The organism is Gimesia benthica (genome assembly GCF_009720525.1).
GTDB lineage: Bacteria > Planctomycetota > Planctomycetia > Planctomycetales > Planctomycetaceae > Gimesia > Gimesia benthica.
In genome coordinates, this window is sequence record NZ_CP043930.1 from 5,038,562 (window position 1) to 5,051,148 (window position 12,587).

General features: G+C 48.7%; 9 protein-coding genes. 4 read left to right on the forward strand and 5 right to left on the reverse strand.

Going from position 1 to position 12,587, the window contains the following annotated elements; translation table 11 throughout:
* Positions 1–120: 120 nt before the first annotated feature.
* Complete coding sequence (locus F1728_RS19610) at positions 121–1,530, reverse strand: PP2C family protein-serine/threonine phosphatase (protein WP_155365489.1); 1,410 nt, start codon at positions 1,528–1,530, stop codon at positions 121–123.
* Between the two features lie 43 nt (positions 1,531–1,573).
* On the opposite strand from F1728_RS19610, the gene F1728_RS31765 reads away from it, so the two are divergent.
* Positions 1,574–1,927: an integrase core domain-containing protein gene (locus F1728_RS31765; protein WP_390644250.1), complete on the forward strand. Its 354-nt coding sequence runs from the start codon at positions 1,574–1,576 to the stop codon at positions 1,925–1,927.
* 259 nt (positions 1,928–2,186) lie between these two features.
* Here the strand turns inward: F1728_RS31765 and F1728_RS19620 are convergent, their stop codons facing one another.
* The 4 genes from F1728_RS19620 to F1728_RS19630 form a co-directional block, all read right to left on the reverse strand.
* Positions 2,187–2,657 (reverse strand): amidohydrolase family protein, encoded by a 471-nt coding sequence (locus F1728_RS19620; protein ID WP_145187196.1) that lies wholly within the window; start codon positions 2,655–2,657, stop codon positions 2,187–2,189.
* A gap of 39 nt (positions 2,658–2,696) precedes the next feature.
* Complete coding sequence (locus F1728_RS32265) at positions 2,697–5,336, reverse strand: efflux RND transporter permease subunit (protein ID WP_261344467.1); 2,640 nt, start codon at positions 5,334–5,336, stop codon at positions 2,697–2,699.
* Entirely contained in the window at positions 5,336–6,217 is an 882-nt protein-coding gene (locus F1728_RS32270) for an efflux RND transporter permease subunit (protein WP_261344468.1), read from the reverse strand. The genes F1728_RS32265 and F1728_RS32270 overlap by 1 nt, the downstream gene beginning before the upstream one ends.
* 79 nt (positions 6,218–6,296) lie before the next feature.
* Positions 6,297–8,174, reverse strand: a complete 1,878-nt coding sequence (locus F1728_RS19630; RefSeq protein ID WP_155365491.1) for an efflux RND transporter periplasmic adaptor subunit — start codon at positions 8,172–8,174, stop codon at positions 6,297–6,299.
* A 1,840-nt stretch (positions 8,175–10,014) separates the two neighbouring features.
* Here F1728_RS19630 and F1728_RS19635 point away from each other — a divergent pair.
* The 3 genes from F1728_RS19635 (at position 10,015) to F1728_RS19645 (ending at position 12,507) form a co-directional block, all read left to right on the forward strand.
* Positions 10,015–10,572 carry a hypothetical protein gene (locus tag F1728_RS19635; protein ID WP_145187188.1) on the forward strand — a complete coding sequence of 186 codons (558 nt, stop codon included), beginning with the start codon at positions 10,015–10,017 and terminating at the stop codon, positions 10,570–10,572.
* A gap of 442 nt (positions 10,573–11,014) precedes the next feature.
* On the forward strand, positions 11,015–11,842 hold the full coding sequence (locus F1728_RS19640; RefSeq protein ID WP_145187185.1) for a hypothetical protein: 828 nt from the start codon (positions 11,015–11,017) through the stop codon (positions 11,840–11,842).
* A gap of 374 nt (positions 11,843–12,216) precedes the next feature.
* Positions 12,217–12,507, forward strand: coding sequence for a glycogen-binding domain-containing protein (locus tag F1728_RS19645; RefSeq protein ID WP_145187182.1), 291 nt, complete (start codon positions 12,217–12,219; stop codon positions 12,505–12,507).
* The last annotated feature ends 80 nt before the right edge of the window (positions 12,508–12,587 follow it).

Consider the following 12,587-nt stretch of genomic DNA (forward strand, 5'->3'; position numbering starts at 1 on the left):
CGACACATATTAGTTGTCATCGGTAAATTTGATTTGACCGAAACAGAGATTACTACTAAATCTTCAGTGAACCGAATTCGCACGTAACGATATTTCGGATTAGGTAATATCCAGTTCTGTTTACTGAGGGACTGACTGAACTTCCTCGTAAACTGTGGATGCCTGATGCTCAGAATTTTTCAGATAGGGAACCAATTCACATTTTAGCGCCAACAATGTCAGATCATCATTCGGCGAAGAATTACAACGCCACTCAGCTATCACTTCATTGATTTTCATGATAGCGACAATGAGCGGCCTCTCATTTACTAGAGAGAACCAGGATGTTAATCGTGCTAACCCGAAGAGATCGCCTTGAGAGTTGGCAGATTCTGTCACGCCATCACTGAAGAGTAAGATCCGATCGCCCGGTGACAGAACGGTGTCTAATTGTTCCCATTCTGCATTTGCATCTAGTCCAATTAATAACCCCGTGCTTTTAAGGGAATCGAGTGAACCGGAATCTCTTATCAGAATCCCAGGAAGATGACCTGCACTAACCCATGATAAGGCACGCGATTCAGGTTTCCAACGTGCAAGAAACATTGAAGCAAAATTGCCTGGTAGGATCGTTGCCGCAAACTGACGATTTACTTCTTTTATTATCCGGATCAGATCGAATGGGGATTTTTCTGAAGCGGCCAATAGTAGTGATTTCAACATCGCTGCTCCCATCGCGGCTGGAACACCGTGACCACTTACATCAGCTATGCAAATTAACCATGATCCGTCTGATAGTGGTAAAAAATCGTAGTAATCTCCAGCAACGCTGTCCGCCGGTTCAAAAATGTGTGCTGTTTCAAGACCCGGAATCTGAACGCCTTGGGGTAGTAAATACTGTTGTATCTTTCGTGCCTTCTCCATCTGATAACGACGGTCGCGGTCGTTATCATTTAGTGACATACTCATGGAATTGATGGCCGTTGATAGCTGATTGATTTCACTACTGGAGAATGACGGGGCGACAGCCCCTAATTGTCCGGAAGTTATATTTTCGACTGTCTTCAACAATTGACTTAATGGCCTACCCACAATCTTTAAGAGCACGTAATTGACGATGCCAGCAGCCAACAATCCTAATATTCCCAGAACGGCAAGCTGAATTAGAACCTTCTTTCGTATCGCACGGCGCACATTTTTTAATGTTTCAATTACAAATACACTTGCTTCTTCACCAGACTGATGTCCGACGACAAGCTGGTGTTGACTGAATTCGTTCCATTGAATCGATTGTGGTTTTGAAAAATCGTATTGAGATAATATTGATTTGCTCTCAGGAGAAGAATTTCCAGCTTTAAGGTAAGTGCCATGCATGCTAACTATGATTTGATGACCGGGGGAAGCCGACTTTCGCATCTCCGAGCAGACTCTATCAATATATCCCTGGACGTCACCATGACTATGATCTTGTATCAAATGTGAAACGGCGGACTGAATCGCAATAGATTCATCATTCAAGCCGGTTCGCATTTGATCTGTCGCATTTTGCATTTCCCTAGCGGACAGTCTCGCTACACCTCTGGTCAGTACCGCTCTGAAAAACGCTATCGAATCCCGGCGGCCCGAGACCCAGCGGTTGCTGCACCATAGTGATCGGGGCTGCCAGTACACCAGCGACCTCTATCAAACGACGTTGAAGACACTCGGGATCACATGCTCCATGAGCCGAACCGGATGCTGTTACGATAACGCCGTGATGGAACGATTTTTCTGGTCACTCAAACACGAGTGGACCAAACATGAGAAGTATGCCGATCTCACAGAAGCACGCCTGAGCGTGTTCCGCTACATTGAGACGTTCTACAATTCAAAACGTTTACATCAAACATTAAACTATCAATGTCCCGACCAGTTCGAGAGAATATACGCTCAACAACTGGCCGCATAATTCACTCTTCGGGAGTCCGCCAGTCCTGGGCTATCGCAAACAATGCTGACATGATGTTAAATATTCTTCATTCGATGATGAAATTAGACAGCAGAATAAAAATGCTAAAAGTTGAATTTGTTATATGTGCTTTTACAAAAGAATACATGGAACGCCTGAGCGTCGTTTGTTAGCGCAACATTCAATCACTCAGGTGTTCCAACTCAGGAGTCGACCTGAAATAAGTAACGTATTCTTAAGCCTGCAAAGATTGCTTCTCTCACTTACGTAATGTCGCGGCATACAATTCGTCGACCTTGCTCAGATAGGTTTCCGGATCTGCAGCGATCTTTTTGGTACAAGGAGGGCAACAGACATAAACTATCCGCCCGTCTACAATGGTCCATTTCGGTTTCTGTGGCAGCTCTTTTTTCATCACCGGGCACATGTGCTGTGCTTTTGCAAAATTGCCATGAATTGTCGACCAGTGCTGAGGGTCGACCTTGCTTTTTAAGCAGCCTTTACAACACAGGTAAACAGATTCTTTACCGACATTGACTTTGATTGGCTGACCATGATTACCCAGTTTCTGTCCCGAGACCGGACAAATCTGCTGGGCCTTGATACGTAACTGATCGCGTTGACTTAGCTTTCCATCGGCCTGTAGTTGTTGTGCCTCTAACAGGTTCTGCCCACAGACTACGGTTCCTGCTACGACAGCCAGTGCAAAAATCATTTTGATACATTTCATAATATTCTCCTTAAAACTAAAAAACGAATTCAGACCCGACTAGGAAACGGGCCCGGTAAGTGCTGGATCGAACGACGAATTCTGCGATCCAGACTGTTGTTGATCCTGACAGAGCACGTGTCCCTGCAGCCCCACTCTAATTTTGAATTCCAGGTATGCACAATAGATGGTAGGGACGATGAATGTAGTGAAAGGTTCGACCAGCATGCCACCCAGCACAGGCAGTGCCATCGCGCGGGCCACATCTGCCCCGCGCCCCTGCGAAATCAATACTGGCAGCAGGGCAAAAATCGTGGTCAACGTCGTCATTACACAAGGGCGAATGCGTTTCAGCCCTGCTTCATAGATGGCTTCGCGTAAGTCAGCGATGCTGGTAACCGAACGGCGTTTCAGTGTCTGCTGAATGTAGGTAGCCATCACCACGCCATCGTCAACCGCAATACCAAACAGAGCGATAAATCCGACCCAAACTGCGGTATTCATATCCACGCCCATCCATGCTACAGCAATCATTCCACCGGCAAAGGCCACCGGAATCCCCGAAAAGACGATCGCCGCGATGGCCAGATCTTGAAAACTCAAATAGATAATCAACAGATTAACCAGCAGTACTGTGGGAATGATCCACATCAGTCGCCGGTTGGCTTCGATCTGGTTCTGAAACGACCCCACAGCCTGTAACTCGAAATTTCCATCGGGAAAGGTCAGTGTCCCGTTTTCCCGAGCAGCCCGTAATGCAGACATCACCTCATCAACGGTTTCCAGATCCCCAGAAGCACCTGAAGGAGAGAATGCGACGTGGGCAACGAGACGGGCATCTTCGCTGTTAATCGCCCCTGGCCCCCAGGTCGTAGTAACGTCTGCCAGACGTTCCAGGGGCACAATATCTCCGCCGTGTGTCACCACGGATACCTGACGTAAATCATCCAGATCCTTGCGGACGCTCCGTTCAAAACGGACCTGTATCGGGTAGCGTTCGCGACCTTCCACTGTCGTAGTGACATCGATTCCTCCTAACCCGGCAGACACGATCTGATTTACCATCATCGTCGTCATGCCATAGCGGGCGGCTTCTTCCCGGTCGACTTCGAATTCATAGTAAGGCTTGCCCATCACAATGTCGGGATTGACGGTTCCCGCGTTGACATAATGGTTCTGCTTCAGGTTTTTTGCGACTGCCAGCGATGCTTTTGACAAGCCCTCCAAATCGTCGCCGTAAACCCGAATCGCCATTGAGGCCTTGATGCCGCTCTGCAGCATGACGACACGTCCTTCGATCGGCTGCAGAGGTGAAGCCGGTGTTACCCCCGGCAGGGTAGCCACTTTGTTGATTTCGTCCCAGATCTGTCTTGCGGTTATCCCTTCCCGCCATTCGGCGCGGGGCTTGAGCATGACATAAGTTTCGACCATTGCCGCTGGTGCCGGGTCGAGTGCAGATTCCGCGCGACCAATTTTACCCAGTACATTTTGCACTTCCGGGATCTCTTTGATCAACGTATCCTGGGCCTGCAAGATCTCCATCGTCTGAGAGAAACTGGCAGCTGGATACAGGCTGGGCATATAGAACCAGCTGCCTTCATCCAGGGCAATCCAGTCATCCGACTTCAGTCCCGTAAAAAAGTGTTTCGCATCCACATAGCCGGGCACCTCGTTAAGGTCTGCTCCGAGTAGCGAGACGACCTGTTCCAGGGGACGTAACACCGTCGGCAAGCCCAACCAGGCGCCTGCCCCCAGAACCATGATCATCGCGGGGATAGAGAGCATCAGCAGCTTATGCCGTAGCGCCATCCTGAGCCGGCCCGCATACAGAAACCGCACAAAACGACTGGCGGGATTCTCTTCCATGGAACGAATTTTCTCGCACGTTACCCACCAGCCCAGCAGAAAACCGGCTACCGCAGCAAAGACAGTTGCCGCATACAGGGTCAACGACGACCCTTCGGCGATGTGGTCTCCCCAGACAAACCAACAGAGGGCGGCTGTGAGACAGCCTACGCCCGCGCCTGCCGCCAGTTGTCCCCAGCGGGGGATTTGCGAACTGCGGAGAAAGATCCGACAGAGCATCGGCAGCACGATCACCGCTACAATCAGGCTGGACACCAGCGCGAACGTCTTAGTCCAGGCAAGTGGAGCGAACAGTCTATGATCACGGCCGGTCAGAAAAAAGACGGGTAGAAAGCTGATGATCGTCGTACTGACGGCGGTGATTACGGCGGGGATCACCTCAGCGGCTGAATCACGGATGACGGTCAGCCGCTGCTGGGGACCACCCGCAGAACCGTTGGCTTCCCAGTCGGACAGGCTGCCATAGATGTTTTCCAGAATGATAATCCCCATATCGACCATCGTGCCGATCGCAATCGCGATACCTGCCAGCGACATGATATTGGCATCGACACCAAAAGTTTTCATGGCAATGAACGACATCAGCACCGCCATGGGCAGTGTGATGGCAATAATGATGCTGGCGCGGATGTGCAGCAGAAACAGAACCATAACCGCGATGGTGATGATCGTTTCATGAATTAACGCTTCGGTCAGCGTGGAAACCGTCTCGTCGATCAAGACACTCCGATCGTAGACGCCATGTATTTTTATTCCACCCAACTCCGTCTCCAGAGAATCAATTTTGGACTGAACACGCTCGATCACTTTACGGGGGTTCTCACCATAGCGCATCACCACCACCCCCCCACGGATTCATGTCCATTAAAATCCAGGGCACCGCGTCGGAAGGCAGGACCGGTCTGGACCTGGGCTACGTCGCTGATACGAATCGGCACGCCTTTGCTGACGGTGATCACCGTACTGTTGATCTGTTCGATGGTTTCCTGTTCCGTTTTATCCGCACCGATAAAACCCTTGCCGCGAACAATGAATTCCATCCCGCCCGTCTCGACGGTCTTGGCGCCGACGTCGATGTTTGATGCCTTGACCGAATCAATTACCTTGCTGAGCGGGATGTTATGGTAGCGGAGTTCATCCGGGTCAACTTCGATCTGATACTGTTTCACATAGCCGCCAATCGAAGCCACCTCTGCCACACCGTCTACTGACTGGAGCGCGTACTTAATAAAGAAGTCCTGCTTCGATCTCAACTCAGCCAGATCCATATCTTTTGGCGGCTCAAGCACATAGTAGAATATTTGTCCTAAAGCAGTGGCATCTGGTGCGAGTGTTGGAACCACACCCTCCGGTAGAGAACCGTTGACTGTAGTCAGTTGTTCTGCCACACGAGAACGGGCCCAGTAGAAATCGACATCATCGTCAAACGTAACCTGCACGAAGCTAAAGCCGAACATGCTTTTGCCACGGACACTTTTGGAACCCGGTACCGCCTGTAACGCAATCGAAAGTGGATATGTAATCTGGTCTTCCACATCTTTCGGAGACCGTCCGGCCCATTCAGTGAGCACGATTACCTGGTTTTCGCCCACATTGGGAATCGCATCGATGGGAACCTGTTGCGCCGAGTACCAGCCATAACCGAGCAGAGCAACGGACAGTAGTACAATCAGGAGTCGTTGACGGAGGCAAAAATCGAGTACGCTGTGAATCATTGTCGAGCCTTCTTATTCTGTCCGGCGGCTGTTTGTGGTGTGACGGGCCGTGGTGGTTTCAGTTTCAAAGATTCGTGTTCTATTTCCATGTCCATAGGCATATCAATTGGGGGCAGGCTGTCGTCAAATTCCATGATTTCAGGCATATCCAGGGGGGGAGTTCCATATCATTCCCTGAGTCGAACTGATTCTTCGATGCATCTGCAGTTTTGATTATTTCCAGATATTTCTGAGGATGTTCCAAAAGACTTTCGCGGCAGCCTTCACAACAGATGAAAACAGTTTCTCCATTCACGTCTACTTTGGGAGGTGCGCCCATCGAACCTAGATACATCATGGTTACCGGACAAATCCGTTGATTTTCGACCAGTTTTTGGTCTGTTTTAGGGAGTTTCGAAAGCGTGGCCAACATCGTTTCCGACAGGCCTTCATCCGGCAGCGGTTCGGCCCGAGTCGGATCAATCAGAGAAGGATTACCCGCCAACTGCATCTGCGAATCGATCAGGAAGTTCCCCCTGGTCGCCACCTGTTCCCCTTGTGTCACCCCTTTCAGGATCACGATCTGCTCACCACAGATCGGACCGAGTACGACGTTGCGTATCTCAAAGCGACCTGGCTTGGTTTCGACATAGAGCACACTGTGTTCGCCCGCCATCAGAACCGCATCGCGGGGCACTGTGAGCGCTTCACTCTCAGCAAATGACTGCGACACATAACCATACTGCGACGTGGGAACCAGATCTTGGCCTGACAGAGGGCACTTACCGGAGGCTTTGGCGATAATATGAGGATGTCGCGGACAAATCCAACAATCCGCTAACTCGGAATCATAGATGCCGCTTGACTTTGCTTTGCTTCCCGCAGGAAGGGAGATCGTCGCGCGTGCATAATCTCCGACGCGTAACTGTCCTTGTAGATTCGGTATCACAATCCGCACACCCACCGTACGAGTCTGGGGATCGACCTGAGGATCGATAAACGCCACACGGCCGGAAATGGTCTCATCGGGCTGAGACTGGATAATCGCCTCGACTTTCTGTCCGTAACGGATCGCTGCAGCATCTTCAGGAAACAGCTCGAGCATCAGCCACAACTGCGAAAGATCGGCCAACTGATAGATGACCTGACCTTCTTTGACATACTGGCCTTCGATGGCCTGTTTTTTGATCACCGTTCCACTGATGGGGGCACATAAATGCATTCGGCTATTAGCAGTGCCCGTTTTTTCGATTTCGTCGATCTGTGACATTGTCATGCCAAGTTCGACTAACCTCTGTTTCGAACTCTGATAGAGATTTTCGTTAGTCTGGATCACCCGCTGAAGTGTGGCAGAGCGACTGTGCTTTAACGCTTTTTTTGCCAGAAGCAGCTCGACCTGACTCGAATAAAGCAGGGGCGAGTAAATATATGCCAGATGATCTCCCTGTTTGACTTCGACACCGGTGAAGTCGGCATAGAGTCGTTCAATACGACCGTCCACATAGGCAGACAGTGTTTTAAGGTTGCCTTCGTCATAGCCCAATTCACCCACGGAATGGATTGTATGAGTCAGAGGGAGTGATTGGACCGTTGCGGTTTGAATATTGGCAATCCGTCTGGCAGCGGGATCAATGTGGACTGCGCGGGGATCTGAGTTCGAGCCATCGGAAGTCGCGGGCACAAGCTCCATTGCACACACCGGACACCGGCCGGGTTCTGATTGAGGCGGGGTGCACATCATCGGACAAATATATTTGATGGCTTTGCTGAGAGCAGAACCGTGACTATGGCCTCCTCCGCCTGCAGTAATAAATCCCATCTGCTGGGCGACTCCCAGTCCGGCGATCAACAGTGCCCCACACAGCAGAAACAGTGCTGGTTGTACCAGTAGTCGAATCCACCAATGGCGTGTCTCCTGTTTGCGCTGAGAGGCTGCATTATCTACAGCGCAGATCTCACTTTTATTAGAATTATTCATACCAACCTCAACAGAATTGTTTCAGCCAACTGTAATCTCTTAGGAAAATGGGGTCTGTCCGTTTTACTTTGGCCAGGGATTGATGAATCGAAAACGCATCAACTCTGGAGCGTGTTAATACAACTGTAAAACAGGGGCAAACTGCGCGCACAAAGACAGCAAAGGCGTGAGATCAGATCAGCCAGCGGCAAAGAATCTCTTGCTGGCGAGGAATGGGCCGAAATGAGAATGGCAGGGTGTCAAACGTAGCGTCTGCTTGCGATTGTTTCATGCAGACAGCAAACGTGACGACCAGTGCGGCTGCGCGCCGGGATGATTCACGTTCATGTGAACTACGATTTTCATCCGGAGCGGCAGGAAGTTCCTTCTCGACTGAACATCGGCATTGCAGCTGATGAGATGATTGAGAGCAGCAACTGTATTCCGCTTCAATCAAGGGTAAGCAGCAGCACGCTTCAGTACCACAATGACTACCAGCCTGCGCTAACGGAACAATTCCCCCGAAGAGAGTTGCTGCCACCAGCACACAGGAAGTCAATGAGTGAATAGAAAACGGAAACATCGCTACACCAGTCAAAAGGAAAGTCTCATTTGTTTTAAGGCCCAGACTTACGACAGTCAAGTCTGAATTCTGTTCACGCTAAGCTGAGCAATTCTCATGGTCTACCCTAATACTGGATTTTTAAAGACTTTGCATCGTTTAATGCGATCAGAAATTTGTTACTGATTGCGAAACGATAGCGCAGGGAAAAAAAACAGACGTGTGAGCAGCGCGTAAAGATATTGCTAAAACTAACCTATAGCGTGAAGCGGCAAAGAGATACGCAGCGATCAAGGGACACCAGAGATGCTGAAATACAGCGAGGTTTTCCCAATTTTGGTGGCTGATCGACAAGAGTCGTCACCACCGTCAACTGTGACAGGCTCACCAATTTTTCGGAAGGATTTTTCGCGTCTGATGACGGTACAAGGGGACTAACGGGCTGGCTTTGCTTACCACAATGACAGTTTGTCCCGCAAGAGCATGAACCAGGTTCTGCAGCCTGAGTTTCGATACAACAGGCGTCTTTTTCTGACTGTGACTCACAACCAGAGGCAGAGTCTGTCGTGATTTCTGTACCCTCTCCACAATGGCAGATTGGTGCACCCGTACAACAACAGCAGTTCGTGAACGATAGAGAACAACCAAGGCTACAGTTACAGGAAGCAGCAGGTAGATCTTGCAATGGAACTGTCAGCATAGCTAGACAGATCAAAATGCGAGTCGTGATTGTATTAGTCATCCACATGAAAGAAAAACCCTTTATTCTCTGCTGCCCTGTGTCAGCGAGGAAGTTTCTATCCATTTAAATCGGTCCATACAGAAATGAACTACAGGCGAACTATCTGGAAATCGTCAATCTTTTCAGGATGTGTCGCAAAAATGTAGATGCTAAAGATTTGGGTAGACTGCGGGAGTATCTTCATAATCAGACATAGAGTCAATAGAGGTTACGCTTGCATCTCTATCATGTAATCGATGCAGAAACTGGTGAGATGAAAATCTCCAATCTGAATCTGAACTCATTACATTTCAATCACTTCCATCATCAGGGGAGGCGATTCATTACATAAATAGAATGGCCCCTTTAAGTTCGTTCTGTCGATTATGCCAACCCAAATGGACCAATTCTCCCGCAGTTATATTTCAATGTTGCCAGGTCACTATTTCTTCAAAGTGAGCTAAAAAAAGCTGATATTTACAAATTCAAAGTAAGTCGTGAAGAAACCGGTATCATCACGCATCCAATACCAGCGATAGCGTTCAATTTAACATTTCAAATATTTTTGGGAGAAGATCATGAAACACTCACGTCTCTTATTAGCAGGAATCTGTTTTGCTATCGTCGCGCCTGCGATATTGTCAAAAGATCTGTCGGCGTTTGCCCCGCCGGGATCGCGCCCATATATGGGAAAGCCTCACTATGGGTCGAGCACTTTCCGTTCATCGCGCAACATGAATCACGCGAGAGATTATTCTCGTGACCTCTATTACTATACTCGTGATGCTCAAACCATCGACCCAGAACTGGCAAGGTCAGAGTCCACAGAACTCGCGCGGAATATCGACGCTACGAAAAAGGAACTCGCCACGATCCGCAAAGAGTACGCCGGAGATAAAGAAGTCCTGGCGAGCTTAAAGGTAATTGAAGACCATCTAACGAATGCAACAGCACAACACAAGAAACTACACGCTGAATGCCAGATGGACACGTTCGATCGAACTGCTGGGATGAAATGCTGCAGTGACATCACCAAAGAGTTGGAAAAAGCGATGGCTGAGCATGCAGCGCTGATGCGTAAACTCGAAATTAAGGAACTAGCCAATAGTAAGAAGGAAACCACACCAAAAAAGTAAGTGTTTGTGATCTCTCCAACAATACTGGCGATCCTTACAGACAATGAAGGAGAGCATTATTTCATATTTTGACAAATTGAATACCTGCAAACGAGAGGGGATTCACCAAGGAAGTTGCTGTTCTTCCTTGGTGCCTTCGGATCTAGACGGATGAGAAATTCAAGATTTCATTGATTTTGTTTGTCAGAGTCGAGGCAAGGCCGCTCGCACTTCGTTCCAGCGATTGCTGCTAAAGGCCGAAGAGGAAATGGCTTAGAAAGCGACCATCCTCAATGCTCACGACAGCAAGTTCTCTCTGGCCTTAAAATAGATTGATGCGGAATACAAACATGATGCTGCCAAAGACACCATGATAACACGAAGGCGAAGCTCGAAAATCAGAAATAAAAGAGGTTTCCGTCTAGATTCTCAGTTAAAAATCAGTTGAATGAGGAGCGTTATAATGAACTACGCCACAAGGACCAAGAATTTTCAAATTGTTTTGACTTTGGTCGCAGTCCTTTTCTTATTGAGTTTAGTCAGTTTGAGGACAGTCCGCGCACAAAGTTCTACAGCGAAAGGTAGTCCTCACACGAATCACACTTCAGGCAAGTCAACCACCGGTGACCAATCGTTAGCCGCTCAAATTCAAGACTTACAAACCAAAGTGGCGAAACTCGAAATGACGTTACAGCAAAAGCACGATGGCAAAATGGGCTCCGGGATGAAAAGCAATCCGATGAAGGACATGATGGGGAAAGGTATGGGAAAAAAAGTTGGCATGGGCATGGCAACAATGTCTGGGCAGCGAATGTCTGAAATGGGAATGATGAATGGAAAAGGAATGTCGGGAATGGCAATGATGGGACAGATGAAAGGCATGGGGCAGATGCAGATGCCGTCGGCATTGCCTGGGTTTGCCGGCGCATCGCACATCTATCATATTGGCGCCACCAGTTTTTTTCTCGACCATTCACAGCACATCACGTTGACTCAAGAACAACAAGTAAAGCTGAATCAAATCAAGGAAAAGGTGTTGTTGGGTCAGGCCACATTTGACCGTTGGATTTCGGAGGCAGAGCAGGAACTTTGGGTGTTAACCAGTTCCGATACGCCCGCCGCGGCCAAGATTGAGACCAAGATTCGTGAAATCGAAAAACTCCGTAGCGACAAGCGGATCGCCTACATCCGAGCAGTCGGGGAAGCAGCCAGGGTTCTCACTGACGAACAACGTCAAACTCTCGTCGGAAACTTGTCTCCGGATCACCAGACGACGGGGGCGCGCGAATAGAACTAAGTCATCACTCACGCGGGAAAAGGTCTGAGAATAGTTACTAAATTTTTTATAGAGCAAGATGAAGAATAAGTAAGAATACGAACAATAACCACCGCTACGGCAACGTATAATTTGCCATGAGCAGAATTTTGTGAACTAGAAGCACGAGATCACGTTTAGCAAATGATTTGTTTGTCACGGCATCCAACTATAGCGATTCAAAATGCTGCCAAAGCTTTGAATGCTGCCAGGTCTGATTCTGGCAGTCAATTGGGGGTGGGAAGCAAATCATCACCTCTGTGGCAAAGACAAAGTCCACCCAAGTAGATTCTGAAATCATTAAGACTCTCGACGAAAAACCCTCTTGTAATGTAACAAGGAACAGTTTTATGTCAAAACGAAAAACAAAATCGACGAAGTTTAACTGCCACGCACCAGACGCTGAAGTTGTGTTTTTGGCCGGTACATTCAATGACTGGCAAATGGATGCAACACCGATGACAACGGACGGCAAAGGTAACTGGACTACCGAATTGAAATTACCACCCGGGAGGAGTGAATATAAGTTCGTCGTGGACGGCCAGTGGTGCTGTGAGCCAAACTGCCAGACTTCGGACGAATGCCCCAAATGTGTTCCGAATGACTTCGGCACGCTGAACCGGTTCGTCGATGTCGTATGATTTTCCCCGTACATTACGGGCAATGAAAGGAGAGACGAAAAACAGCACGTTCACAATATACGGTCAGAAAAACCATGTTT

Coding starts and splice junctions, on each gene's coding strand:
- F1728_RS32265 (WP_261344467.1), bottom strand. CDS start 5,336: ATGCGCTATGGTGAGAACCCCCGTAAAGTGATCGAGCGTGTTCAGTCC.
- F1728_RS19620 (WP_145187196.1), bottom strand. CDS start 2,657: ATGAAATGTATCAAAATGATTTTTGCACTGGCTGTCGTAGCAGGAACC.
- F1728_RS19635 (WP_145187188.1), top strand. CDS start 10,015: ATGAAACACTCACGTCTCTTATTAGCAGGAATCTGTTTTGCTATCGTC.
- F1728_RS32270 (WP_261344468.1), bottom strand. CDS start 6,217: ATGATTCACAGCGTACTCGATTTTTGCCTCCGTCAACGACTCCTGATT.
- F1728_RS19630 (WP_155365491.1), bottom strand. CDS start 8,174: ATGAATAATTCTAATAAAAGTGAGATCTGCGCTGTAGATAATGCAGCC.
- F1728_RS19640 (WP_145187185.1), top strand. CDS start 11,015: ATGAACTACGCCACAAGGACCAAGAATTTTCAAATTGTTTTGACTTTG.
- F1728_RS19610 (WP_155365489.1), bottom strand. CDS start 1,530: ATGCAAAATGCGACAGATCAAATGCGAACCGGCTTGAATGATGAATCT.
- F1728_RS19645 (WP_145187182.1), top strand. CDS start 12,217: ATGTCAAAACGAAAAACAAAATCGACGAAGTTTAACTGCCACGCACCA.